The 24,433-nt window shown below is 55.7% G+C and carries 23 protein-coding genes and 1 pseudogene; 18 read left to right on the top strand and 6 right to left on the bottom strand.

The genetic code is table 11. The annotated features are described in order from the left end of the window. Window positions 1–148: 148 nt before the first annotated feature. Window positions 149–2,698 (bottom strand): peptidoglycan glycosyltransferase/peptidoglycan DD-transpeptidase MrcA, encoded by a 2,550-nt coding sequence (gene mrcA, locus HA50_RS19240; protein WP_084877471.1) that lies wholly within the window; start codon window positions 2,696–2,698, stop codon window positions 149–151. A gap of 222 nt (window positions 2,699–2,920) precedes the next feature. Here mrcA and pilM point away from each other — a divergent pair, with 222 nt between their 5' ends. The 12 genes from pilM to trpS all read left to right on the top strand — a co-directional run bounded on the left by pilM (window position 2,921) and on the right by trpS (window position 12,983). Next, a complete protein-coding gene (gene pilM, locus HA50_RS19235; protein ID WP_084877468.1) occupies window positions 2,921–3,715 on the top strand; it encodes a pilus assembly protein PilM in 795 nt (264 codons plus the stop codon). Next, window positions 3,715–4,257, top strand: a complete 543-nt coding sequence (locus tag HA50_RS19230) for a PilN domain-containing protein (protein WP_084877464.1) — start codon at window positions 3,715–3,717, stop codon at window positions 4,255–4,257. The genes pilM and HA50_RS19230 overlap by 1 nt, the downstream gene beginning before the upstream one ends. After that, window positions 4,250–4,744, top strand: coding sequence for a HofO family protein (locus HA50_RS19225; RefSeq protein WP_084877461.1), 495 nt, complete (start codon window positions 4,250–4,252; stop codon window positions 4,742–4,744). The genes HA50_RS19230 and HA50_RS19225 overlap by 8 nt, the downstream gene beginning before the upstream one ends. Beyond that, window positions 4,734–5,123 (top strand): HofP DNA utilization family protein, encoded by a 390-nt coding sequence (locus HA50_RS19220; RefSeq protein WP_084877458.1) that lies wholly within the window; start codon window positions 4,734–4,736, stop codon window positions 5,121–5,123. Before HA50_RS19225 ends, HA50_RS19220 begins: the two co-directional genes overlap by 11 nt. Continuing rightward, window positions 5,068–6,324 carry a DNA uptake porin HofQ gene (gene hofQ / locus HA50_RS19215; RefSeq protein WP_084877455.1) on the top strand — a complete coding sequence of 419 codons (1,257 nt, stop codon included), beginning with the start codon at window positions 5,068–5,070 and terminating at the stop codon, window positions 6,322–6,324. The genes HA50_RS19220 and hofQ overlap by 56 nt, the downstream gene beginning before the upstream one ends. Window positions 6,325–6,801: 477 nt before the next feature. Then, window positions 6,802–7,323 carry a shikimate kinase AroK gene (gene aroK, locus HA50_RS19210; protein WP_041525861.1) on the top strand — a complete coding sequence of 174 codons (522 nt, stop codon included), beginning with the start codon at window positions 6,802–6,804 and terminating at the stop codon, window positions 7,321–7,323. Between the two features lie 38 nt (window positions 7,324–7,361). After that, complete coding sequence (aroB, locus tag HA50_RS19205; protein WP_084877452.1) at window positions 7,362–8,453, top strand: 3-dehydroquinate synthase; 1,092 nt, start codon at window positions 7,362–7,364, stop codon at window positions 8,451–8,453. A gap of 170 nt (window positions 8,454–8,623) precedes the next feature. After that, window positions 8,624–9,643 carry an SPOR domain-containing protein gene (locus HA50_RS19200; RefSeq protein ID WP_084877449.1) on the top strand — a complete coding sequence of 340 codons (1,020 nt, stop codon included), beginning with the start codon at window positions 8,624–8,626 and terminating at the stop codon, window positions 9,641–9,643. A gap of 96 nt (window positions 9,644–9,739) precedes the next feature. Beyond that, complete coding sequence (gene dam / locus HA50_RS19195; protein ID WP_084877446.1) at window positions 9,740–10,552, top strand: adenine-specific DNA-methyltransferase; 813 nt, start codon at window positions 9,740–9,742, stop codon at window positions 10,550–10,552. A 65-nt stretch (window positions 10,553–10,617) separates the two neighbouring features. Further along, window positions 10,618–11,301, top strand: a complete 684-nt coding sequence (rpe, locus tag HA50_RS19190; protein WP_084877443.1) for a ribulose-phosphate 3-epimerase — start codon at window positions 10,618–10,620, stop codon at window positions 11,299–11,301. Beyond that, window positions 11,285–11,962: a phosphoglycolate phosphatase gene (locus HA50_RS19185; RefSeq protein ID WP_084877441.1), complete on the top strand. Its 678-nt coding sequence runs from the start codon at window positions 11,285–11,287 to the stop codon at window positions 11,960–11,962. Before rpe ends, HA50_RS19185 begins: the two co-directional genes overlap by 17 nt. 16 nt (window positions 11,963–11,978) lie before the next feature. Further along, on the top strand, window positions 11,979–12,983 hold the full coding sequence (gene trpS, locus HA50_RS19180; protein WP_084877438.1) for a tryptophan--tRNA ligase: 1,005 nt from the start codon (window positions 11,979–11,981) through the stop codon (window positions 12,981–12,983). 55 nt (window positions 12,984–13,038) lie between these two features. Here trpS and cysG read toward each other — a convergent pair whose 3' ends face one another. From cysG to nirB, 4 genes are read right to left on the bottom strand one after another with little or no spacing between them, the layout of a single operon-like run. Further along, window positions 13,039–14,403: a siroheme synthase CysG gene (gene cysG / locus HA50_RS19175; RefSeq protein ID WP_084877436.1), complete on the bottom strand. Its 1,365-nt coding sequence runs from the start codon at window positions 14,401–14,403 to the stop codon at window positions 13,039–13,041. Between the two features lie 44 nt (window positions 14,404–14,447). Beyond that, window positions 14,448–15,251, bottom strand: coding sequence for a nitrite transporter NirC (nirC, locus tag HA50_RS19170; RefSeq protein WP_084877432.1), 804 nt, complete (start codon window positions 15,249–15,251; stop codon window positions 14,448–14,450). 28 nt (window positions 15,252–15,279) lie between these two features. Next, entirely contained in the window at window positions 15,280–15,606 is a 327-nt protein-coding gene (nirD, locus tag HA50_RS19165) for a nitrite reductase small subunit NirD (protein ID WP_084877429.1), read from the bottom strand. Then, entirely contained in the window at window positions 15,603–18,143 is a 2,541-nt protein-coding gene (gene nirB / locus HA50_RS19160; RefSeq protein WP_084877426.1) for a nitrite reductase large subunit NirB, read from the bottom strand. Before nirB ends, nirD begins: the two co-directional genes overlap by 4 nt. Before the next feature lie 179 nt (window positions 18,144–18,322). Between nirB and HA50_RS19155 the strand changes: the two are divergent. After that, window positions 18,323–19,605: pseudogene (locus HA50_RS19155) on the top strand (cytosine deaminase). A gap of 33 nt (window positions 19,606–19,638) precedes the next feature. On the opposite strand, the gene tsgA reads toward HA50_RS19155, so the two are convergent. Beyond that, window positions 19,639–20,817, bottom strand: coding sequence for an MFS transporter TsgA (tsgA, locus tag HA50_RS19150; RefSeq protein WP_084877424.1), 1,179 nt, complete (start codon window positions 20,815–20,817; stop codon window positions 19,639–19,641). A gap of 264 nt (window positions 20,818–21,081) precedes the next feature. Here tsgA and ppiA point away from each other — a divergent pair, with 264 nt between their 5' ends. The 5 genes from ppiA (at window position 21,082) to argD (ending at window position 24,432) form a co-directional block, all read left to right on the top strand. Then, window positions 21,082–21,654 (top strand): peptidylprolyl isomerase A, encoded by a 573-nt coding sequence (gene ppiA / locus HA50_RS19145; protein ID WP_084877421.1) that lies wholly within the window; start codon window positions 21,082–21,084, stop codon window positions 21,652–21,654. A 99-nt stretch (window positions 21,655–21,753) separates the two neighbouring features. Continuing rightward, window positions 21,754–21,924, top strand: coding sequence for a YhfG family protein (locus tag HA50_RS19140; RefSeq protein WP_084877417.1), 171 nt, complete (start codon window positions 21,754–21,756; stop codon window positions 21,922–21,924). Further along, on the top strand, window positions 21,914–22,507 hold the full coding sequence (locus HA50_RS19135; protein ID WP_084877414.1) for a putative adenosine monophosphate-protein transferase Fic: 594 nt from the start codon (window positions 21,914–21,916) through the stop codon (window positions 22,505–22,507). Before HA50_RS19140 ends, HA50_RS19135 begins: the two co-directional genes overlap by 11 nt. Before the next feature lie 41 nt (window positions 22,508–22,548). Beyond that, on the top strand, window positions 22,549–23,124 hold the full coding sequence (locus HA50_RS19130) for an aminodeoxychorismate synthase component II (protein WP_084877411.1): 576 nt from the start codon (window positions 22,549–22,551) through the stop codon (window positions 23,122–23,124). Window positions 23,125–23,211: 87 nt separating this feature from the next. Beyond that, window positions 23,212–24,432, top strand: coding sequence for a bifunctional acetylornithine/succinyldiaminopimelate transaminase (argD, locus tag HA50_RS19125; RefSeq protein ID WP_084877408.1), 1,221 nt, complete (start codon window positions 23,212–23,214; stop codon window positions 24,430–24,432). Window position 24,433: the final 1 nt, after the last annotated feature.

Genomic DNA, 24,433 nt, shown 5'->3' with positions numbered 1-24,433 from the left:
GTTCCCTCAATCCCTGTGGCCATATGAATGTAACTTATAAGTGACGCGGTATGCAATGTCCGACTTTCTGATTTCAAATCAGCGCTAACGAAAATAAAAAAACCCAGAAAGATGAGCTTTCTGGGTTCGTTAGTACTCTGAGACTTAATCAGAACAATTCGTGGCTTTGCCCGTTGTCCATAATGGTGGTGCCGACATCATGGACCGAATATTCGGTCGGCTGCGTACCGTTGATAAAGAACTCCTGACGCGTATTACCGCCGCCATTCGCCAGCTTGCCGGTGCCGCGATCGATGGTTACCGTGACCACGCCATCTGGCGGTGTTAACGGTTGAACCGGGACGCCATCCAGTGCGGATTTCATATAATCATCCCACGCCGGTTGTGCACTCTTCGCGCCGCCTTCATAGCCGGAGATTTGATCCGGAATGGCACCCGAAACCGTGGTGCGACCCAGCGCACGAGAATCATCGAAGCCGATCCATACCGACGTCACCACGCCAGGACCGTAACCGGAGAACCAGGCATCTTTCGAGCTGTTGGTGGTACCGGTTTTACCGCCGATGTCGTTACGTTTCAGGTCACGACCCGCGCGCCAGCCGGTACCCATCCAACCCGGCTCGCCGAAGACGTTACTGTTCAGCGCGCTTTTAATCAGGAACGACAGCGGCGTGTTGATCACATGCGGAGCGTACTGCTGGTCGCCCGCCGGTTGCGGCTGTGCTGGCACCTGTTCCAGTTCCGGCTGTGGAACCGTCTGGTTCTGTGCCTGGCTGGAGACAGCGACGTTTTCGACGCTCTCCTCATTCAAGGCAACGGATTTTTGCGTATCACCATAAATCACCGGCAAGTTGCACTGCGGGCAGGCGATTTTCGGCTTGGCTTCAAATACCGTGGCACCCTGTTCGTTCTCAATCTTCGTAATGAAATACGGATCGATCAGGAAGCCACCGTTCGCCATCACCGAGTAACCACGTACCACCTGCATCGGAGTGAATGAAGCGGCACCCAACGCCAGCGATTCGGTATGAATGATGTTCTGTGCCGGGAAGCCGAAACGTTGCAGATACTGCGCTGCATAATCGACACCCATGGCACGCATCGCACGTACCATGACGACGTTTTTCGACTGACCTAAGCCCTGACGCAAACGAATAGGGCCGTCATAGGTTGGCGGGGAGTTTTTCGGTCGCCAGTCAGCACCGGCACCCGCATCCCAACGTGAAATCGGCACGTCGTTCAGAATGGAAGCCAGCGTCAGGCCACGGTCCATTGCGGCGGTGTACAGGAATGGTTTGATATTGGAGCCAACCTGACGCAACGCCTGGGTGGCGCGGTTGAACATGCTCTGGTTGAAGTCAAAACCACCGACCAGCGCGCGTACCGCACCATCTTCAGGATTAAGCGATACCAGAGCCGAGTTCACCAGCGGAACCTGACCCAGCCACCAGTCATTATCAACCTTACGGACCCAAATCTGCTGGCCCGCCTGCAATACTTGCGACACGCTACGTGGCGTGGGGCCTTGCAGGATGTCGGATTTGTAGGCTCTGGCCCAGCGAACACCGGCCATCGTCAGTGACACGCTGCTACCATCTTTCAGCATGGCAGTCGCACCGTCGTTACTGACGCTGGTGACCACCGCCGGATTAAGCGGACCATAGAGCGGCAGGTCTTTCAACGCGTTCTGAATGCGGGTTTGATCCCAGCTGGTTTCACCCGCTTTCCACAACACGTTAGTCGGACCACGATAGCCGTGACGCATATCATAGGCGAGTACATTGTTGCGCACGGCCTGCTGTGCGGCTTCCTGCAAACGACGCGTCACAGTGGTGTAAACCTTGTAACCATCCTCGTAGGCACTGTCACCGTAGCGTTTCACCATCTCCTGGCGCACCATCTCGCTCAGATAAGGGGCGGAGAAGGCGATTTCCGGGCCATGATAACTGGCTACCAGCGGCGTGTTGCGTGCATCATCGTACTGCTGCTGGGTGATGTAATTCTGATCCAGCATGCGTGACAGCACCACATTGCGGCGAGTCAGCGCACGTTGATGCGAGTAAAGCGGGTTGAAGGTGGACGGCGCTTTCGGCAGGCCCGCAATCATCGCCATTTCACTCAGCGACAGCTGATCGACTGATTTACCAAAATAGACCTGCGCAGCAGCACCCACACCATAGGCGCGGTAACCGAGGTAAATCTTATTGAGGTACAGCTCAAGAATTTCATCCTTGGTCAGCAGCTGTTCGATACGGATCGCCAGGAACGCTTCCTTAATTTTACGCATCAGGGTGCGTTCCGGGCTGAGGAAGAAGTTACGCGCGAGCTGCTGGGTAATGGTACTGGCACCTTGCGAAGCGTGGCCGGAAACCAGCGCAATGCTGGCAGCACGGAAAATACCAACCGGATCAACACCATGATGCTCGTAGAAACGGCTATCTTCGGTGGCAATAAACGCTTTGATCAGCTCAGGCGGCATTTGTTGCAGGGTCAGCGGCACACGGCGTTTTTCGCCGTACTGGGCGATAAGCTCGCCATCCGCGCTATAAACCTGCATCGGGGTTTGCAGGCGCACATCTTTTAATGTGTTTACGTCGGGTAACTGCGGCTCTATGTACTTGTACAAACCATAAATCGAGCCGGCTCCCAGCAAGATGCAACACACTGCAAGGATCAATAAATACTTTACGAACTTCACCTGAGATTTCCCATCTGTTGTCGTTTGGGCAGTTTATAAACAATCGCGCGGTAGTATAAAGGCAAGCCTGACGCTTTGATATACCCGGCATACTTCAAGTTACCGGAGCGTCCGCTATCTGCATTCTCCCAGGCCAGTAACCTGAGGATTTATGCACCGGCTGCCATCCTGCAACGCAGGATATTCAGGATTTTTACCTCTAAGGATAAGGAGAATGCGCGCATGGTTTTTCAGCGCTGGCAAATTGGGTTGGATATTCAAAATGGACAGTTTTGTGCGGTGGCGATCCAGCGGCGTCGTCACGGCTGGCAACTCAGGCACTGGCAGCAGCAGGCACTGCCGCAGGATACGTTAAGAAACGGTGTCCTGCAGTCCTCACCCGCGCTGCTGGCGGTGTTACAGCAGTGGCGACGCCAGCTACCCGGGCGCTATTCATTGCGTGTTGGCCTGCCGCCGCAACTGGTGTTGCAACGTGCGTTACCTCTGCCGGACACCACGCTGCGCGAACCTGCGTTGAACCGCTATGTGCAGGCGTCTGCGCAAAGGTTATTTCCGGTGGAACCTGCCTCGCTGGCGCTGGATTATCGTGCATCCTCTTTATCACAATTGTGTATCACGGCGGCACGGCGCGAAGTGATTGCACAATGGCTCACCCCCTTACAACAAGCTGGTTTACAGCCCGATGTGTTTGAGTTGAGCAGCCTGGCACTGGCGCAGGTTGCGCAGCGCCTGCGGCTCAACCCTCAACAATTGCTGATTCATCCGTTAAGCGATCACTGGCTGTGGTATCTGGCCGGTTCAGAGGTTGTCTCTGGATCGGGTAGCGGGCCACTGTCGCTGACGCATTTACAGGAGACGTTTCCCCAGGCAGAGACGATGCTGTGTACGGCACCTGTCGACGGATTTACCGCCATCAAACCCTTTTCGCTGCTGCGCTATTTGCAGCTACCGCAACCGGAAAACGAGGGCGTTTTTGCGCTGGCTCTCGGGCTGGCGTTGCGCCCGGAGGATACCTGATGTTGACGGTAAACCTGCTCCCCTGGCGCGTCCAGCAGTGGCAACGTCAGCGTCAGCGGAGTCTGATGATACTGGTGAGCGCACCGGGTATCGCTCTGCTGGTGGTGCTGTCAGGCGTCTGGCAGGGGTATCACACAGCGCAGCAACAGCGTGCTGAGCAACAGGCGATTTCTCTGCGGCTTAGCGCGCTGGAACAACATATTCATGCCCGTCAGGCATTAATGCATCAGCGCGATTTCCTGGTGCAGGCGCAACACAGGCAACAGACCCGACGGTTGCAGCACCAGGCCTGGCAACAGTTCTGGCAGCGATTACCGCAACTGATGCCGGAAACACTCTGGCTCAGCCGTATTGAACGCAGGCAAGGGCAATTATTACTGGAAGGGCTGGCATCCGGGATGGCCGCGGTAAGTGATTTTCGCTCTCAACTGGCAACCTTGCCGCTATTTCCGGTGATTCGTCAGGGAAATGTGCAACGCCAGCCAGATGGACACTATCGTTTCACCCTGCGCGCCCAGGTCCAGGAGGTGAGCGGTGAATGAATGGCTGCAACGCTGGCGACAACTGACGCTCACATGGCGAGCGGTCTGGCTGCTGGCGCTGTCATTACCGATATTGGCGGCAGGTTGGTTGGTCATGTTGTTGCCCCAGCAACAGGCGCGGGCTGAGCGGGAACGTCAGCTGATACAGCAGACCCAACTGGAACAACAGCGTCAGCAGCAGCTGGCTTTGTGGCCCACAGCTGATGAACTGATGTCTGAAATCAACAGGTTACAGCAACCCCTCGTGATGGGTGACTCGCCAAAGCTGCTGGAGTCCATCCTGGCCGCGCGGGGCACTCAACTGGACACATGGCAGCCGGAAAGCCAGCCGCAGCAGGTGGTGTTAAGGCTGAACTGGCAGCAGTTCACTCCGCTGTTTGCTGAGCTGGCGCACACGACATTGCCTGTTCCCGAACGCTTTCAATTGCAGTCGGAACAAGGGGGCTTGATGGCACAGTTTTGGCTGGAGAAAAGTGATGCGCAGTAGCATTGTCCTGCTGTTGATACTGTACAGCGCCTTCGCGCTGGCGCGTGATCCTTTCCAGCCGGTTGCGCCTGCCATTTGTCATACCGTTGTTACCTCTGTTGAAGGATGGCGGTTGCAGGGCATCGTCGGCACTCCCCAGCGTTATGTTGCCTGGCTGCGCTCGCCACAGGGCAAAAGTATCAGGCTGACTGAGCAGATGTTTTTACCTTTTTCGAGCTGGCGCGTGCAGCAGGTAACGTCACGAACACTGCGCCTGACTGCGGACCAGAGCTGTTCATCGCAGCAGATCACCCTACAAATAAAAGGAGGTTTTTATGCCACGGATGAAGGCATGGATACTGTTGCTGCTGTGGCTGACCGCGCCACTGCACGCCACTGAGCAGCGGTTAAGTCTGGTGTTTGACGATGCGCCGGTTGAGCGTATTTTGCAGGCGCTGGCGGATTATCAGCAAACTAACCTGTTGATTGCGCCTGGCGTTGAAGGGCGGCTCTCGCTACGGCTGGAAGATGTTGACTGGCAGCGGGCGCTGACGCTGGTATCCCGGCTGGCACGACTGAGTGTGGTGCACGAAGAGGGGGTATTGCTGGTTTATCCGGAAAGCTGGCAACAATGGCAGACGCAAAAAGCCCAGGCGGAACGCGAAGAACAGCAGCAGCAAATCGCGCTGGCACAACAAACCGTGACCTTTCATTACGCCAATGCTGGCGATATCTGGCGCAGTTTGCAGGCAGAACGCTCGCTGCTGACACCGCGCGGCAGCGCCACGGTGGATAACCGCACCAACAGCCTGTTGCTGCGGGATACGCCCCAGGCATTAAAAGAAGCGACTCGCTGGCTCAGTGCGCTGGATTTGCCGCTGGAGCAGGTCGAGCTGTCGGCTCATATCGTGACCATCAGCGAGGAGCATTTGCGCGAATTGGGGGTCAATTGGGGGATGTCACCCGCAGAAGACGTGATGCAGGCCCTGCGCAATCCACAACTGGAGATTCCGCTGGCGGTGAGCAATCCTGCCTTTCGCATGGGCGTGACACTCGGACAGGTGGGGGGAGAATTGCTCAACCTTGAGCTAAGCGCACTGGAACAGGAAAGCCAGATTGAAATCATCGCCAGTCCACGGCTTTTTACCTCGCATCAGCAAACCGCCACCATTAAACAGGGAACGGAAATCCCCTATGAGGTGAAATCCGGTAATAGCGGCGCGACGGCGATTGAATTTAAAGAAGCGGTGCTGGGGATGGAAGTGACGCCAGTGGTACTGGGAAACGGACGCATTCAGTTAAAACTGCGACTGAGCCAGAACATGCCGGGTCGCACCATTAACACCGGTGAGCATCAGGCGTTAAGTATCGATAAGCAGGAAATCGACACGCAGGTAACGCTGCGCGATGGCGAAACGTTAGCGCTGGGCGGCATTTTCCAGCAGCAGCGTTCGCAGGGAGAGCATCGGGTGCCCTGGCTGGGGGAATTACCGCTGTTGGGAAATCTGTTTCGCCATCAAACGGATGAGCATAAAAAAAAGGAACTGGTGATTTTCATCACACCCAGACTGGTCAGGGAAGCAGCGCTTACGTCAGGATAATGAGGAAAATTCGCTCAATGATGCCAACTGCGTTGACGCAGGACAGGAATTAGCTTACAAGGTTTAGCGATTTTTAAACGGTGTAACGGAACGCGACAAAAAACCTCCCGGTGGGCGACAGTCACAAGCGATACTGGCGTCAGAAGAATGTACACCCCAAATAATGTGTGTTGCAGGAAGGCAACAAGGGAGCGAATCCCCCGTAGCAGTAGGTGATTGGGGATAATTGATCGCAACCAGTATACCTGTAACCTGAAGTATTAAAGGGGTAGCGGAGGTGCGTTACCGTCTCGCGAACCACAGACCGGTCCTGTTAAGAGGTCGCCGGGGGCAATTTATTCGGTTGCCAAACGGCCATGAGTGTTGAGATAATTTTTCGTCTGACTCTTGCTAACGCTCATGAGGTCTCAGTTCCTGTCCCGCCAGCAAAAGCTGAACGCGGGGTATCATCAACGAATTCTTAGTAATACCGACAAAATGGCAGAGAAACGCAATATCTTTCTGGTTGGGCCGATGGGTGCCGGCAAAAGCACTATTGGTCGTCAGTTAGCTCAGCAACTCAATATGGAATTTTTCGATTCCGATCAGGAAATTGAGCGACGTACCGGAGCGGATGTAGGCTGGGTGTTTGACGTTGAAGGCGAAGCGGGTTTCCGCGATCGTGAAGAAAAAATTATCAACGAGCTAACCGAAAAGCAGGGCATCGTGCTGGCGACCGGTGGCGGTTCCGTCAAATCCCGGGAAACCCGTAATCGTCTCTCCGCCCGCGGTGTGGTCGTCTACCTCGAAACCACCATCGAAAAGCAACTTGCTCGCACCCAGCGTGATAAAAAGCGCCCGCTGCTGCAGGTTGACTCTCCGCCGCGCGAAGTGCTGGAAGCGCTGGCTGGCGAACGTAATCCGCTTTATGAAGAGATCGCTGATGTCACTATCCGCACTGATGATCAGAGTGCGAAAGTCGTGGCTAATCAGATCATCAACATGCTGGAAAAAAGTTGATCCAGCGCCTGAGGGCTAAGTAATAGGTATCGGTCATCATGGAGAAGATCACTGTCTCACTGGGGGATCGCAGTTACCCCATCACCATAGCTGCCGGGCTGTTTAACGATCCGGCTTCTTTTTGGCCGCTGAAAGCAGGTGACAATGCCATGCTGGTGACTAACCAGACATTGGCACCGCTCTACCTGCAAAAACTGTCGGCACTGTTGAGTGCGGCCGGGGTGAAAGTGGATCAGGTGATCCTGCCCGATGGTGAACAGTACAAAACGCTGGCCGTGATGGATGATGTGTTTACAGCATTGCTGCAAAAACCGCATGGTCGCGATACCACGCTGATTGCCCTTGGCGGCGGCGTGATTGGTGATCTGACCGGGTTTGCTGCGGCCAGCTATCAGCGTGGTGTGCGCTTTATACAGGTGCCGACAACGCTGCTTTCCCAGGTTGACTCCTCCGTTGGTGGCAAAACCGCCGTTAACCACCCCCTCGGCAAAAACATGATTGGCGCGTTTTATCAGCCAGCGTCTGTGGTGGTGGATACCGCTTGTCTGGCAACCCTGCCGCCGCGTGAGCTGGCGTCGGGTCTGGCTGAAGTCATCAAATACGGCATCATTCTGGATGGTGATTTTTTCCAGTGGCTGGAGCAAAATCTTGATGCTCTGCTGGCCCTGGATGAAAAAGCCATGGCTTACTGTATCCGTCGTTGCTGCGAGCTGAAAGCCGAAGTGGTTGCTGCCGATGAACGTGAAACCGGTCAGCGTGCGCTGCTTAATCTGGGCCATACTTTTGGTCATGCTATTGAAGCCCATATGGGCTACGGCAATTGGCTGCATGGTGAAGCGGTGGCGGCTGGCATGGTGATGGCTGCGCGTACGGCTGAGCGCCTTGGTCAGTTCAGCCCGGCGGATACCGATCGCATTATTGCGCTGTTGCTGCGTGCCGGTTTGCCGGTGCATGGCCCGGCCAGCATGGCGGCCGAAGAGTATCTGCCGCATATGATGCGCGATAAAAAAGTTCTGGCGGGTGAATTGCGTCTGGTGCTGCCTCTCGCTATTGGTCGCTCTGAAGTGCGTGCTGGCGTGGCACATGATATGGTGCTGGCTGCAATTAACGATTGTCAGAAGTCATTATAATACCCTGATTAATTCGAGTCGCAGGAACGCGGCTGGCGGGCGCATCCCAGGGAGTGGTTATCGATCGCCCCTGATCGCTGCCAACGCAGCTGCGACGCAAAATATGACGGGTAAAAAAGAGAGTGGTGATGCGGTGCGTCGGATGCGTGCCGTTTTACGGAGGAGGCTAAATGGATGAGTTTAAACCGGAAGACGAGTTAAAACCTGATGCCAGTGACCGTCGTCCCACGCGGCCCCGCAAATCGTCGTCTGCACCGAAAGTAAAAGTGCCGGTTTCCCGTCAGCACATGATGATGGGTATCGGGATTTTGGTTCTGCTGCTGTTGGTGCTGGGTATCGGTTCTGCCTTGAATGGCGGCGATGAAAGTAAGAAGCCAGCGAATACGGCAGGTAATAACAGCGCTGCCCCTGCGACTGGTGGTTCGGAAAAGAATATTGATCTCTCCGGCTCAACTTCCATGAGCGGCCAGCAGAATGCAGTGCCTGCAACTGAAGGTGCTGCGACGCCAAATACCAGCAATCCGCAGACGGACGCGAGCGGCTCTCAATCCATTTCGATGCCTTCCGTGTCATCGACTCCTACTCAGGCTGCACCGGTTGAAACACCACCGAACCAGCAGCGTGTCACCTTGCCGGGCGACCTCAACAGCGCGCTGAATAATCAGCAGGGGCAGGTTGATAACGCCGCGCAGGGCGCACAGGGTAGCAGCTCGCTACCGACAGCGCCTGCGACTGTAAGCGGCAGCGGTAAAGCCATCACTCCGCCGATTGCGCGTGAAGAGAAACCACGTGCTGCCAGCAGCCAGCGTGAAACGCACCCGGGTACGCACAAAGCGCCAGCGGCCAGTAAGCCAGCGGTTAGAGAGAGCAAACCACAGTCGACAGTGGCCCACAGTGCCGCTCCCGTCAGCAGTGGTGCCAGCAAATCTCTGCCTTCAGGCAACTATACGCTGCAACTGAGCGGGGCATCGAAGGCCGAGAGCCTGAATGCCTGGGCGAAGAAACAGAATCTCAGTGGCTACCACGTGTATAAAACCAGCCGTAATGGTCAGCCATGGTATGTGCTGGTGAGTGGTTCTTATGCCACACCGGCTGATGCCAAACGCGCGGTCTCTTCGCTGCCAGCTGAAGTCCGGGCGCAGAATCCCTGGGTGAAACCCCTGAGCCAGGTTAAAAAAGAGAGCGAATAATCATTGTGGGGCCGCATTCACGCGGCCCCGTTTTAAGCGCAGATCTGCTGTCGGTTCCGCCACAGCCAATAATTAAGATGTAATAACCACGACAGCATGAAAAAAAATCGCGCTTTCCTTAAATGGGCCGGAGGGAAATACCCGCTCCTTGACGATATTCGTCGTCATTTGCCACCCGGCGACTGCCTGATCGAGCCTTTTGTGGGTGCGGGTTCTGTGTTTCTTAACACGGACTATGACCGTTATCATCTGGCCGATATCAACAGTGACCTGATTAATCTGTACAACATTGTCAAAACGCGCACTGCGGAATTTATTGACGATGCCCGTAAGCTATTCACGCCGGAAACTAACTGTGCGGAGTTTTACTACGCGCAGCGCATCGCTTTCAATGCCAGCCGGGATATCTATCAGCGGGCGGTACTCTTTTTGTATCTCAACCGTCATGGTTACAACGGCCTGTGCCGCTACAATCTGCGGGGCGAGTTCAATGTGCCGTTTGGTCGCTATCGCAAACCTTACTTTCCGGAAGCGGAACTGTTGTGGTTTGCTGAGCGGTCGCAAAAAGCTACCTTTGTCTGCGAATCGTACGATGTTACTCTGAACCGCGCGCATAAAGGCTCGGTGGTGTATTGCGATCCGCCATACGCCCCCCTGACAGCGACGGCTAATTTTACCGCCTACCACACCAACAGTTTCAGCCTGCGCGAGCAGCAGCATCTGGCGGAACTGGCGGCAATGCTGGCGGAAGAGAGCAGGATCCCGGTATTAATTTCCAACCACGATACCAAGCTGACGCGTGAGTGGTACCGGAATGCGGTATTACACGTTGTCAAAGCCCGGCGTTCCATCAGCCGAAGCATAAGTGGTCGCACGCACGTAGACGAACTGCTGGCGCTTTTCCGCTAGCCTGTTTCGTCCGCGACCAACGCATTACGCCAGCGCACGCTGGCGCACAAAATTGGGAGAATCGGATGAAACAATTTTTACTGGCCCCTTCAATCCTCTCTGCTGACTTTGCCCGTCTGGGTGAGGATACCGCCAGGGCGCTGGCTGCAGGTGGTGACGTAGTGCATTTCGATGTGATGGATAACCACTATGTTCCCAATCTGACCATGGGGCCGATGGTGCTGAAAGCATTGCGCGATTACGGCATCACCGCTCCGATTGACGTTCATCTGATGGTGAAACCGGTTGATGAACTCATCCCGGCATTTGCCAAAGCCGGTGCCAGCTACATCACCTTCCATCCTGAAGCCAGCCAGCATGTCGATCGTACGCTGCAACTGATCAAAGAACACGGTTGTAAAGCGGGCCTGGTATTCAACCCGGCGACACCGCTCAGCTATCTTGATTACGTCATGGATAAACTGGATATCATCCTGCTGATGTCGGTGAATCCTGGCTTTGGCGGTCAATCCTTTATTCCCGGCACGCTGGATAAACTGCGTCAGGCGCGTCGTCTTATCGACCAGAGCGGCTACGATATCCGTCTGGAAGTGGATGGCGGCGTGAAAATTGACAACATCGCTCAGATCGCTGCCGCCGGTGCCGACATGTTTGTCGCCGGTTCTGCCATTTTTGGCCACCCCGATTACAAAAAAGTGATCGATGATATGCGCAGCGAACTGGAGAAAGTTAATGGCTCATTTCACTGATATTCGCGCGCTGGCGTTTGATCTTGATGGCACGCTGGTGGACAGCGCGCCAGGTCTGGCACAAGCCATCGATCATGCTCTGGCCGATCTGCAATTGCCACCCGCTGGCGTGGCGCGCGCCTCGACCTGGATTGGCAACGGTGCGGATGTGATGATGACCCGGGCGCTGACCTGGGCACTGGGACGTGAACCACAAGATAATGAACAGCGTGATGCGCGTACGTTGTTTGATAAGTATTACGCGGAGACGGTGGAAGCGGGCAGTACGCTGTTTCCCCAGGTGAAAGCCACGCTGGCAAAACTGGCTGAAAAAGGGTTGCCGCTGGCGATTGTCACCAACAAACCCACGCCGTTCGTTGCCCCTTTACTGGCTTCGCTGGGGATTGCCGAATACTTTTCACTGATCATCGGCGGCGACGATGTGGTGGTGAAAAAGCCACATCCTGCGGCGATCTTCCTCGTACTGGGACGATTTGGCGTGCTGCCGCAGCAATTACTGTTTGTTGGCGATTCACGCAATGATATCCTCGCTGCCCAGGCGGCAGGCGTACCGAACATCGGCATGACCTTTGGCTACAACTACGGCGAACCTATTGCCAGCAGCCAACCCGATTTAACTCTCGACTCTTTTGACGAACTTTTGCCCGCTCTCGGGCTGTGAATATCAGGACATAAGCATGAGCAAACCCATCGTTTTCAGCGGCGCCCAGCCTTCAGGTGAACTGACCATTGGCAACTATATGGGTGCGCTGCGTCAGTGGGTGCAGATGCAGGATGATTTCCACTGCATTTACTGCATCGTCGATCTGCACGCCATTACCGTTCGCCAGGACCCGGTAGCACTGCGTAAAGCTACGCTGGATACGCTGGCGTTGTATCTTGCCTGTGGTATCGATCCGAACAAGAGCACCATTTTTGTTCAGTCGCATGTGCCGGAGCACGCCCAGCTGAGCTGGATCCTCAACTGCTACGCCTACTTCGGCGAGCTGAGCCGCATGACGCAGTTCAAAGACAAATCCGCTCGCTACGAAGAGAACATCAACGCCGGTCTGTTTGATTACCCGGTGCTGATGGCGGCTGACATCCTGCTGTATCAAACCAACCAGGTTCCGGTGGGGGAAGATCAGAAGCAGCATCTGGAGCTGAGCCGCGATATCGCGCAGCGTTTCAACGCGTTATATGGCGATATCTTTAAGGTACCGGAGCCGTTCATTCCGAAATCGGGTGCGCGCGTGATGTCGCTGCTGGAACCGACCAAAAAGATGTCGAAATCAGACGACAATCGCAACAACGTGATTGGTCTGCTGGAAGATCCTAAAGCGGTGGTGAAGAAGATCAAACGTGCGGTGACGGATTCCGAAGAGCCGCCAGTGGTGCGCTATGACATCAAAGAGAAAGCCGGGGTATCGAACCTGCTGGATATTCTCGCGGGTGTGACGGGTAAAACCATCGCCGAGCTGGAGCAGGAGTTCGAAGGCAAAATGTACGGCCACCTGAAAGGTGCGGTCGCGGATGCGGTTTCCGGCATGCTGAGCGAGTTGCAGGAGCGTTACAATCGCTATCGCAACGACGAAGCGTTCCTCAACCAGGTGATGCGTGATGGTGCGGCTAAAGCCCGTGCTCATGCGCAGGAAACGCTGAAGAAAGTCTACGAAGCAGTGGGCTTTGTTGCCCAGCCGTAAGCGGCAGCACAGGTAAACCAAGAGCGGCGGGCCATCATGGCCCGCCGTTTTGTTATCAGAACCAGCGCAACTGCGAACGCAGACCGACCACGCGTCCCACAATAATCAGCGCCGGGCTGGCAAACTGTTGAGCCAGCGTCGCCAGCTCGCCAAGCCGACCCGTTGCCACGCATTGTTGTGGCGTGGTGCCGTTTTGCACCAGCGCGACTGGCATATCAGCCTCCATGCCATGCAACATCAGCTGCCGCTGAATCTCCGGTGCCTGCGTCAGGCCCATATAAAACACCAGCGTCTGCTGTTCCGCCGCCAGCTTTTGCCACTCAATTTCGCCATGCTGTTGCAAATGGCCAGTGACAAAACGCACGCTCTGGGCGTGATCGCGGTGGGTTAGCGGAATACCGCTATAGGCGGCACAACCGGATGCGGCTGTGATGCCAGGCACCACGCTGAAAGGAATATTATGCTGCGCCAGCACTTCCAGCTCCTCACCTCCGCGACCAAAAATGAAGGGATCGCCACCTTTGAGTCGCACCACACGTTTGCCTCGCTGTGCCTGCTCCAGCAGCAATTGATTAATCTCTGATTGCGGAACGCAGTGGTGTCCGGCGTGTTTACCCACGAAGATACGCTCCGCATCCCGGCGGACCAGATTGAGAATCGGCTCTGACACCAGGCGGTCATACACCACCACATCAGCCTGCTGGATATGCTGTAAACCCTTCAGCGTCAGCAAACCTGCATCCCCTGGTCCGGCACCCACCAGCACCACTTCCCCTTGCTGCGACAGCGGGGCATCGAACAAGGTATCGACCAGGGCATCCGCGCGGGGTTGATCACCATTGGCAAGCGTTTGTGCCAGCCGGTCGCTGGCGAAGAAGCGCTCCCAGAAATGACGGCGCTGCGCCATGCTGTTAAAACGCTTTTTCACCCGCTTACGCAGTGAACCCGCCAGGGTAGCCAGTTGCCCGAGATGCTGGGGCAGCATGGCTTCAAGTTTTTCGCGCAGCAGACGTGCCAGCACCGGTGCGCGGCCACCAGAAGAGACGGCAATCATCAGCGGTGAGCGGTCGACAATCGAAGGCATGATGGCGCTGGCCTGCTCCGGTGCATCCACCAGGTTACAAAAAATCCGGCGAGCTTCTGCGGCTGCGCCCACCTGCTGATTCACCGCATCATCATCGGTGGCGGCAATCACCAGCCAGCAGTCATCCAGCCAGGCTTCAGTGAAGGCTCCATTCAGTAGCACCACTTTCCCTTGTTGTGCCCATTGCTGAAAAGCAGGGGAGAAATCCAGTGCGCCGACATGCAGGTCAGCACCAGCGTCCAGTAGCAGGCGTGCTTTACGCTCCGCAACATCACCACCGCCCACCAGCAAACAACGCTTACTGTGAAGGCGACAAAACAGGGGAAAGTAATCCATAGCTGATCCTAAAAAAGCCCGCGCGGGGCGGGCTGTCATATGCGTTATGCCGATTTAAGTGCGCTGGTCTGGGTTTCCGGCTGTGGCCGTTGTGCCTGCGGTGTGGCGTACCAGTAACCGAGGCCCATCAGCACCATGCCAGAGAACATGTTGCCCAGCGTCACCCACAGCAAATTATGGCCGATACCTTGCAAAGTCAGATCGGCATTATGCTGACCAAACCATGACAGCGCAAAGAGCGTCATATTGGCGACCGAGTGTTCGAAGCCCGAAGCGATAAACGCCAGCAGGCACCACCAGATGGCGAGGAACTTCGCGGTGCCTTCGGTACGCAGCGCCATCCAGATCGCCAGGCAAACCAGCCAGTTACACAGCGCCCCTTTAAAGAACAGCGCCATCGCGGTCTGGCTGGTTTTGGCCAGGGCGACGCTGTGAATCAGGGAGCCTGCGTTGGGCAGCAGTGCTCCTGCCGCATAGTAGTAAATCAATGCGACCAGCACCGAACCCATCAGGTTGCCTAACCAGGTTTGCGGCAGCACGCACCACATCTGACCTGGGCGAATCGTTCCGGCTTTGACCCCGATGGTAAGGATCATGGTATGACCGGTGAACAGCTCCGATCCGGCGATAATAACCAGCGTTAACGCGATGCCGAAGGTTGAACCCATAATCAACGGACGATAAGCCGGATCGGCGAGATTACCAAGAGTGAAGATCAGGATAATCGCCAGCCCGACATAGGCACCTGCCATGGCCGCACCGATCCAGAATGACAGCGGGCTGTGTTGTGCCGTGCGCGTTATTCGCGCCGCGTTAGCCGCGCATTTTTCCAGGGTATCAGTAAACATAAAAATTTCTCATAAAGTTAAACATCAGTCAGGCGCACACTTCTACATGGCCATTGCTGACACGCACCGGATAACTCGCCACCGAACGTGAGGCATCTTCAAGGCAGACACCGTCGCTCAGGCGGAAGCGTTGCTTTTTCAGTGGGCTGGCAACCCATAATGCCTGCTGATGTTCGGCAATGATGCCGCGTGACAGCACGCTGGCCTCGGCGAAAGGGTCGATATTGCTCAGGGCATAGAGCTGCTCATCCTCTCTGGGGCGGAAGATGGCAATTTGCTGTCCCCTGACCAGGGCGCATACGCCGGTGGCGGGCAAAATCTGGTTCAGTTCGCAGACGGAATTCCACTGGCTCATACGTTGGTCTCCTCAATCAGGGTGACGTCAATGCGCTCAGCGGGACGCGCCGGGCGATGCTGATCGCGGACGTTAATATTCTGTACCAGCGGATCACGCTGCGGGCTGTTGATAAAGGTGGCGAAGTGGCTCTGCTGTTGCGGATCGTTAACCGTTGCCGCCCATTCGCACTCTGCCAGATCGCGCAGGCGCGCCAGTTCGTGCTCCAGCTGGCTATTCAGACCGAGTTTGTCATCCACAATCACCTTACGCAGGTAATCAATGCCGCCCTCCATACTTTCCAGCCAGACGGAGGTCCGTTGCAGGCGGTCACCGGTGCGGATGTAGAACATCATAAAACGGTCGAGATAGTGCAGCAGCGTTTCGTGATCGAGGTCAGCAGCGAGCAGATCGGCATGGCGTGGTTTCATCCCGCCGTTGCCGCAGACATACAGATTCCAGCCTTTTTCGGTGGCGATCACACCCACGTCTTTGCCCTGGGCTTCGGCGCATTCACGCGTACAACCCGAGACACCAAACTTCATCTTGTGCGGGGTACGGATGCCTTTGTAGCGGTTTTCCAGTTCGATGCCGAAACCAAGGCTGTCGCCGACACCGTAGCGGCACCAGGTACTGCCGACGCAGGTTTTCGCCATACGCAGTGCCTTGGCATAGGCCTGGCCGGTTTCAAAGCCAGCGGCAATCAGCTGTGACCAGATGGCGGGCAGGTCATCGCGTTGTGCGCCAAACAGGCCGATACGCTGCGAACCGGTGATTTTGGTGTAGAGATTATACTGGCGTGCGACGGCGCCGATGGTCATCAGCCCTTCCGGGCTAATTTCGCCGCCAGCAGAACGCGGGATCACCGAATAGGTGCCATCTTTCTGGATATTGCCAAGGAACAGATCGTTGCTGTCCTGTAACGGCGTATGCTGAGGCTTCAGGATGTGTTCGTTCCAGCAGGAGGCCAGCAGCGAACCGACAGTCGGTTTACACACTTCGCAACCATAACCCTGGCCGTATTTCGCCAGCAGGGCATCGAACGATTTAATCTCTTCGACCCGAATCAGGTGATACAACTCCTGACGCGAATATGGGAAGTGGGCGCACAGATGGTTGTTCACCTCGATACCCTGACGGCTGAGTTCCGCATTCAGCACCTGCGTGATCAGCGGAATACAACCGCCACAGCCGGTACCTGCGCGGGTTTCGGCTTTCAGTGCCGCCACGGTATGGCAGCCATTCTTCACAGCGTTGACGATATCGCCCTTGCTGACATCGAAGCAGGAGCAGATTTGCGCGCTTTCCGGCAACGCATCAACGCCGATCGACGGTTTTTCGCCGCTGCCTGCGGGCAGGATCAGCAGCTCCGGGTGTTCCGGCAGGGTGATTTTATTCAGCGCCAGCTGCAACAGGTTACCGTAGTCGCTGGTGTCGCCCACCAGTACCGCACCGAGCAGCGTTTTGTTGTCTTCACTGACGATCAGACGTTTGTAAATGGAGCGTTGTTCATCGAGCCAGACATAACTACGTGCGCCAGGCGTCCGCCCGTGGGCATCACCAATGCCGCCCACATCCACACCCAGCAGTTTTAGCTTGGCGCTCATATCCGCACCGGCAAAGATGTTATCGCGACCGACTAAGGTATCGCTGGCGACCTGCGCCATTTTGTAACCGGGAGCCACCAGGCCAAAGGTCCGGTTCTGCCAGGCGGCACACTCGCCAATGGCGAAAATGGCCGGATCGCTGGTTTGGCAGCGGTCATCAATGGCGATGCCCCCGCGCGGGCCGAGCGGCAGGCCGCATTGCTTCGCCAACTGGTCCTGTGGGCGAATACCGGTGGAGAACACAATAAAATCGACATCCAGCGCGCTGTCATCGGCGAATTGCAGGGTTTTACCCCCCTTGCTGTGATGGACGATTTGCCGGGTGTTTTTCGCCGTATGTACGTACACGCCCATCTGCTCAATCTTGCGGCGCAGTTGTACGCCACCCTGGGCATCGAGCTGCTCTGCCATCAGGACCGGCGCGAACTCGATCACATGGGTTTCAATACCGAGATTTTTCAGCGCCCCTGCGGCTTCCAGCCCGAGCAGACCGCCGCCAATCACCGCACCGCGTTTGCTGCGACGCGCACAGGCTTCAATTGCGTTAAGGTCTTCAATGGTGCGATAGACAAAACAGTCGCTGCCTTCCGAACCCTGAATCGGTGGGATCCACGGATAAGAGCCGGTCGCGAAAATCAGCGTGTCGTAATGCACCGCCCGGCCGGTATTGGAGTGAATCAGCTTTTCATCACGATTGATGGTGATGGCGCGTTCACCCAACAGCAGATTGACCTGATGTTTTTCATAGTAACCTTCGCGCACCAGCGAAAGTTCTTCTGCGGTGTGATGGGAAAAATAGGCGGACAGGTGGACACGGTCGTAAGCGACCCGCGGCTCTTCACAAAAAACGGTGATCGCAAACTGGCCGGGTTCGGCCTTGTCGATCAGTTCTTCAATAAAGCGGTGGCCAACCATGCCGTTGCCAATGATGACGACGTTATGTTTGCTCATGCTTGCCTCAAAATTAAAATATCTGAGGCTACCTTAACGCGCGCGTGTAGTAGCTTATTGATGCATGTCAAATGCGCCTTCATATACCTATTTTGAGGTATGTCACTGATTATGAACACATTCGTAGCAACGTCAGGTTCGTGCTAGCTTAAGACGTTGTGTTTCAACGGGAGAATGGCATGGCGACGACATCACTGAAGTGGATCAACAATCTGCGCTTAGCGGGGCAGGATGGGCTATGGCAAATCGAAATCGATCAGGGAAAATTACCCGCGTGGTGCCCCAGTCGGCAGCCTGTAGCGTGCAGGAAGGGGTGCTGGATGCCGAAGGTGGGCTGGCAAGCGCTCCCTTTATTGAACCGCATATCCATCTTGATACTACGCAAACCGCCGGGGAACCGGCGTGGAATCAGTCCGGCACGCTGTTTGAAGGCATTGAACGCTGGGCGGAGCGTAAAGCGTTGCTCAGCCATGAAGATGTGAAACAGCGTGCGAAACAGACGCTGAAGTGGCAAATCGCCAACGGTATCCAGCATGTCCGTACCCATGTGGATGTCTCTGACCCCACGCTCACTGCGCTGAAAGCCATGCTGGAAGTGAAGTCAGAGATGGCGCCGTGGATTGATATCCAGATTGTCGCCTTTCCGCAGGAAGGCATCCTGTCATATCCCAACGGAGAAGCTTTGCTGGAAGAGGCGCTGCGCCTCGGTGCCGATGCGGTGGGCGCGATCCCCCATTACGAATTTACCCGTGAGTATGGCGTCGAGTCGTTACATAAAGCCTTTGCGCTGGCGAATCGTTATGACCGGCTGGTGGATGTGCACTGCGACGAAATTGATGATGAGCAGTCGCGCTTTGTGGAAACCGTGGCGGCACTGGCCCATCGTGAGGGCATGGGTGAACGCGTGACCGCCAGCCATACCACAGCGATGCATTCGTATAACAACGCCTACACCTCGCGTTTATTCCGCCTGCTGCGCCTGTCGAAGATTAACTTTGTCGCCAACCCGCTGGTGAATATTCATTTGCAGGGTCGTTTTGACAGCTATCCCAAACGACGCGGCATCACCAGGGTGAAGGAGATGCTGGAGGCCAATATCAATGTCTGCTTCGGTCACGATGACGTGTTTGATCCCTGGTATCCACTGGGCACCGCCAACATGTTGCAGGTGCTGCATATGGGGCTGCACGTTTGTCAGTTGATGGGGTATGAACAGATTGACGCGGGATTGCAGCTGATTACTACTAATAGCGCCAAAACGATGCAGCTGGCGCATTACGGTATCGCACCGGGTAATGATGCCAGCCTGATTATTCTGCCGGCAGATAGCGGCTTTGATGCGGTGCGGCGTCAGGTGCCGGTGCGTTATTCGTTGCGTAAAGGGGAACTGGTGGCGGCGACGGAGCCAGCGCGAAGTGAAATTTATTTGCCTGAAGCGGAAGCAGTTACCTTCCGGCGTTAAGGAGCAGGGCGGACTGACGTCCGCCCATCAATCTTAGTGGGTGATATGACCGTGCTGGCGATGTTTGGTGACAAAGCCGAGCAACACACACATCACGAACACCACGGCATACAAGCCGTTCGACGTTGCCAGTGCGGCATGCGCGCCTCCTTTTGCCACAATCGGGCCGGTGACGACAAAAGTCAGCATGGTGCCGACCGTACCGCAGGTCAGGATAAAGTTGACCAGCTTCGGTGAGGACGCTTTGGTTTGCAGCGAACCGAGGGTGATGATGGTGGTGTAGATGGCGCTGGAACTGAAGCCGAGCGTCATGATGATCCAGTGCAGCATGCTGGCGTCGCTGGTGCTGACAAACCAGTACATCAGCACGGTGGCAATGGCCGCCAGCACCATCAGGATGCGTTGCAGATCAAAGAAGCGCAGCAGGAAGCTGAATACCCACATGCCCACCATATAGGCTGTCCAGAAGTTCCCGACCAGCTGGCCCGCCGCGGCGATATCCATACCCATGGTTTTAGTGGCGTATTCCGGCACCCAGGAAATGAAACCGAGCTGACCGAGGATGTAGCACAGTGCGGCAATCGACAGGAACAGCACACCGAGACCCCATTTCTCTTTCTCCGCCGCCTGAGTTTCGCTGTTGTTTTTCAGTACCGGGAACTCCACGCACAGCGCCAGCACAAAGATGGCGATGTAAAGCACACCGATGCAGGCATAGACCCAGTACCACGGCAGCGAACGCGCCAGCAGGATGCCTGCGATGATGGGGAACAGCGTACCGGCCATACTGAAGAAAGAGTCAGTAAACAGCAGACGTGAACCGCGCTGACGGCCATCATACAGATGGGTAATCAGGAAGGTGCCGATCGACATGGTAATGCCGCTCACCACGCCGAGCACAAACATGCACAGCGAGAACACGGACAGGTTGTGGCTGGTCATCAGACCAAATACCGCCAGCACCATCAGCACAAAACCAAATATCAGCTGACGTTTTAACGGCACAATCACCATCAGCCAGGCGTTCAGAAAGACGGCCACCAGAATGCCGGTATTGAGGAAGGTGAAGGTGTTGCTCATTTCTGAGATGGGTAACTGGAAATATTGCGCGATATTGTCCAGCACCATCCCGGTCACAATCACCAATGCGCCAGTCAGCGCATATGAGAAAAAGCTAATCCAGGTAAGGCCAATGCGATTACGGTTTGTCATGTTGGGAACCTGTTTTGAGCACCGAAGTTGGCAAAAAGTGTCATGAATTGTAAATGCAACTGTGACCTTAATAAACAAAGAGTGAAATATGGTTATCAGATTTCATTAATAGTGTGATTCAGGTCACGCAAATGATTGCGTGGCGCGGGATTGGGGCCATTTACCGTCGCCGCGTAAATATAAGTAAAACGCTGGCTCTTGTATTACATGCTCTTTACAATCAATCTCGTTTTTGAGCTGGCTCTCCATGGTAAGGAATCTTTCATGTTTAAACGTACTTTGACAGCGGCCGTAGCCCTGTTAGCGCTCTCATCTATTTCCGCTTCCGCCCTGGCGGCGAAAGGCGATCCCCATGTTCTGCTCACCACCTCTGCGGGCAATATCGAACTCGAATTGAATGCACAGAAAGCCCCGGTTTCGGTGAAAAACTTTGTTGATTACGTCAATAACGGCTTCTACAACAACACGATTTTCCATCGTGTGATCCCTGGCTTTATGGTGCAGGGCGGTGGCTTCACCACCGATATGCAGCAGAAGCAAACCAACGCACCGATTAAAAACGAAGCCGACAACGGCCTGCGTAACCTGCGTGGCACCATCGCGATGGCGCGCACCGCAGAAAAAGACAGCGCGACCAGCCAGTTCTTTATTAACGTCGCCGACAATGCCTTCCTCGATCACGGTCAGCGTGATTTCGGTTACGCGGTATTTGGTAAAGTTGTGAAAGGAATGGATGTGGCCGATAAGATGGCTCAGGTGCCGACCAAAGATGTGGGTCCGTACCAGAATGTGCCGTCAAAACCGATCGTTATCCTCTCTGCGAAAGTCCTGCCCTGATTTATCGGCGCGCCATTTCGTGATGGCGCGCTCTGCCGCTCTCCGGCAAAGCGAATATTTGCTGCTTATACTTAGGGCAAATTGCTTGCCGGAGGCTCTATGACCAGCAAACTGACCGATAAACAGAAAGCCACCCTGTGGCAACAACGTCGCGCTGCCAGCTACCAGGCCAGCTGCCGTCTGGCGGGTTATACGCTGAACGAACCGGTAATCACACCTGAACAGGCTTCAGCCCGGCTGACCTCGTTAAGGAGGCAATATGGCGGATAATTCTCTGGCGGTACGCGACCCTTATCTGTGGCACAACGATAATGTGCTGAAAAACCGTCTGGATATTCACGATAGCGCACAGCTACGCAAAGCTGAGCTGGCGTTCAGTGCCGCGCGGCTCGCCACGCTGGAGCTGGCTCCGCGTAACAGCGGTATGCCGTGGCTATGCCATATTCATCGCACGCTGTTTCAGGATCTCTACAGCTGGGCCGGTGAGTTGCGCACGGTCGATATCTGGCGCGATGACACCCCCTATTGCCACTGCGCCTACATTGAGAAAGAAGGCAACAGCCTGATGAGCGCGTTGGCGGAGGAAGAGGGGCTGGCCCATCTGGCGCAGGATGAATTTGTCGCGCGCCTGACGCATTACTACTGTGAGATCTACGTGCTGCACCCGTTCCGGGCCGGTAATGGCCGTACCCAGCGTATCTTCTTCGAGCAGCTGGCGTTACATGCTGGTTATCTGCTGACGTGGGATAAGCTGGACCGTGATAACTGGCGTACGGCGATTCGTGACGCCATCGAGGGCGATTTAACCGCGCTCAGCGCGCAATTTGCGAAAGTGGTAAGTCCCGCCCGTTAAAATGCGTAGAATGGCGGCGGTTTTACCGGCCTGAGGGCGCTATGCTGCTGCTAATTGATAATTACGACTCCTTCACCTGGAATCTCTACCAGTACTTCTGCCAACTGGGCGCTGACGTCAGGGTGGTGCGCAATGATGCCATCACCCTGGACGAGATGGATGCGCTTCCCCTGAGCCATCTGGTGATTTCACCCGGCCCCTGTACGCCGGACCAGTCCGGTATCTCGCTGGCGGCCATCCGCCATTTTGCCGGTCGTCTGCCGATCCTCGGCGTGTGCCTCGGTCATCAGGCGATTGCTCAGGCTTATGGTGCTCAGGTGGTGCGTGCGCGTCAGGTGATGCATGGCAAAACGTCGGCAATTCGCCATAACGATAGTGGCGTGTTTCGCGGGCTGAACAATCCCCTCACCGTGACCCGTTACCATTCGCTGATTGTGGCGCGGGATTCTCTGCCCGACGCGTTTGAGGTCACGGCCTGGAGCCTGCGCGAGGGGGAGCCTGATGAAATAATGGGGTTCCGTCATAAAACGTTGCCGCTGGAAGGGGTACAGTTCCACCCGGAAAGCATTCTCAGTGAACAGGGACATCAGCTGCTGGAAAATTTCCTGCGGCCTTAAGTTGTGTTTGCCTTTGTGTGATTTTTTATGCATATTTTGTGATTATATTTTCACGTCAACTCAACAAATAACCCGATGAGGTCGGCAATGGCAGCAGAAAAACTAGCGGTAACCCGGGAAACGTTCGATAACGTAATTTTGCCTGTTTATGCACCTGCGCAATTTGTGCCGGTTAAAGGCAAGGGTAGCCGAGTCTGGGATCAGCAGGGCAAAGAGTATATCGATTTTTCTGGCGGTATCGCGGTGACTGCGCTCGGCCATTGCCATCCGGCGCTGGTGGAAACGCTGAAAACCCAGGGCGAAACCCTGTGGCACACCAGCAACGTGTTCACCAATGAACCGGCGCTGCGCCTGGCAAGCAAACTGATTGCGGCCACCTTTGCCGATCGCGTGTTCTTTGGCAACTCCGGTGCGGAAGCTAACGAAGCCGCGTTCAAACTGGCGCGCTATTACGCCTGCAAAAAACACAGCCCGTTCAAAAGCAAAATCATCGCCTTCCACAATGCGTTTCACGGGCGCACGTTGTTTACCGTCTCGGTCGGCGGCCAGCCAAAATACTCCGATGGTTTTGGCCCGAAACCGGCGGATATCGTGCACGTGCCTTACAACGATCTGGCGGCGGTGAAAGCGGTCATTGATGATCACACCTGCGCCATCGTAGTCGAGCCGATTCAGGGCGAAGGCGGCGTGATGCCTGCTACGCCGGAATTTATGCAGGGTCTGCGTGCCTTATGCGATGAATACAAGGCGCTGCTGGTGCTGGACGAAGTGCAGAGCGGCATGGGGCGCAGTGGCAAACTGTTTGCTTACGAACACTACGGCATCACCCCGGACATCATCACCACGGCGAAAGCGCTGGGCGGTGGTTTCCCGGTGAGCGCTATGCTGACCACCAATGAAATCGCCTCGGTGATGGCACCGGGCGTGCATGGCACCACTTATGGCGGCAACCCGCTGGCCTGTGCGATTGCCGAAACGGCGCTGGATATCATCAACACGCCTGAAGTGCTGGATGGTGTCGAAGCTCGTCGTCAGCAGTTCGTGACGGCGCTGAAAGCGCTGGATAGCAAGTTTGATCTGTTCAGTGACATCCGTGGCAAAGGGCTGCTGATTGGCGCAGCGTTGAAGCCGCAACACGCCAGCAAAGCACGCGATATCCTGCATGCGGCAGCGGCGGAAGGTTTGATGATCCTGACAGCCGGTACCGATGTGATCCGTTTTGTCCCGTCGCTGGTGATTGAGCCGACCGATATCGAAGAAGGGATGGCGCGGTTTGCCGTGGCGGTAGAGAAGGTGCTGGCGGCGTAAC

The organism is Pantoea cypripedii (genome assembly GCF_002095535.1).
Taxonomy (GTDB): domain Bacteria; phylum Pseudomonadota; class Gammaproteobacteria; order Enterobacterales; family Enterobacteriaceae; genus Pantoea; species Pantoea cypripedii.
This window is presented reverse-complemented; position numbering and strand designations above follow the sequence as displayed.

Excerpts from the sequence above, each read along its gene's own strand:
- pilM (WP_084877468.1), top strand. The coding sequence starts at position 2,921 with ATGGTTTTTCAGCGCTGGCAAATTGGGTTGGATATTCAAAATGGACAG.
- HA50_RS19230 (WP_084877464.1), top strand. The coding sequence starts at position 3,715 with ATGTTGACGGTAAACCTGCTCCCCTGGCGCGTCCAGCAGTGGCAACGT.
- HA50_RS19220 (WP_084877458.1), top strand. The coding sequence starts at position 4,734 with ATGCGCAGTAGCATTGTCCTGCTGTTGATACTGTACAGCGCCTTCGCG.
- hofQ (WP_084877455.1), top strand. The coding sequence starts at position 5,068 with ATGAAGGCATGGATACTGTTGCTGCTGTGGCTGACCGCGCCACTGCAC.
- aroK (WP_041525861.1), top strand. The coding sequence starts at position 6,802 with ATGGCAGAGAAACGCAATATCTTTCTGGTTGGGCCGATGGGTGCCGGC.
- aroB (WP_084877452.1), top strand. The coding sequence starts at position 7,362 with ATGGAGAAGATCACTGTCTCACTGGGGGATCGCAGTTACCCCATCACC.
- HA50_RS19200 (WP_084877449.1), top strand. The coding sequence starts at position 8,624 with ATGGATGAGTTTAAACCGGAAGACGAGTTAAAACCTGATGCCAGTGAC.
- dam (WP_084877446.1), top strand. The coding sequence starts at position 9,740 with ATGAAAAAAAATCGCGCTTTCCTTAAATGGGCCGGAGGGAAATACCCG.
- rpe (WP_084877443.1), top strand. The coding sequence starts at position 10,618 with ATGAAACAATTTTTACTGGCCCCTTCAATCCTCTCTGCTGACTTTGCC.
- HA50_RS19185 (WP_084877441.1), top strand. The coding sequence starts at position 11,285 with ATGGCTCATTTCACTGATATTCGCGCGCTGGCGTTTGATCTTGATGGC.
- trpS (WP_084877438.1), top strand. The coding sequence starts at position 11,979 with ATGAGCAAACCCATCGTTTTCAGCGGCGCCCAGCCTTCAGGTGAACTG.
- cysG (WP_084877436.1), bottom strand. The coding sequence starts at position 14,403 with ATGGATTACTTTCCCCTGTTTTGTCGCCTTCACAGTAAGCGTTGTTTG.
- nirC (WP_084877432.1), bottom strand. The coding sequence starts at position 15,251 with ATGTTTACTGATACCCTGGAAAAATGCGCGGCTAACGCGGCGCGAATA.
- nirD (WP_084877429.1), bottom strand. The coding sequence starts at position 15,606 with ATGAGCCAGTGGAATTCCGTCTGCGAACTGAACCAGATTTTGCCCGCC.
- nirB (WP_084877426.1), bottom strand. The coding sequence starts at position 18,143 with ATGAGCAAACATAACGTCGTCATCATTGGCAACGGCATGGTTGGCCAC.
- tsgA (WP_084877424.1), bottom strand. The coding sequence starts at position 20,817 with ATGACAAACCGTAATCGCATTGGCCTTACCTGGATTAGCTTTTTCTCA.
- ppiA (WP_084877421.1), top strand. The coding sequence starts at position 21,082 with ATGTTTAAACGTACTTTGACAGCGGCCGTAGCCCTGTTAGCGCTCTCA.
- HA50_RS19140 (WP_084877417.1), top strand. The coding sequence starts at position 21,754 with ATGACCAGCAAACTGACCGATAAACAGAAAGCCACCCTGTGGCAACAA.
- HA50_RS19135 (WP_084877414.1), top strand. The coding sequence starts at position 21,914 with ATGGCGGATAATTCTCTGGCGGTACGCGACCCTTATCTGTGGCACAAC.
- HA50_RS19130 (WP_084877411.1), top strand. The coding sequence starts at position 22,549 with ATGCTGCTGCTAATTGATAATTACGACTCCTTCACCTGGAATCTCTAC.
- argD (WP_084877408.1), top strand. The coding sequence starts at position 23,212 with ATGGCAGCAGAAAAACTAGCGGTAACCCGGGAAACGTTCGATAACGTA.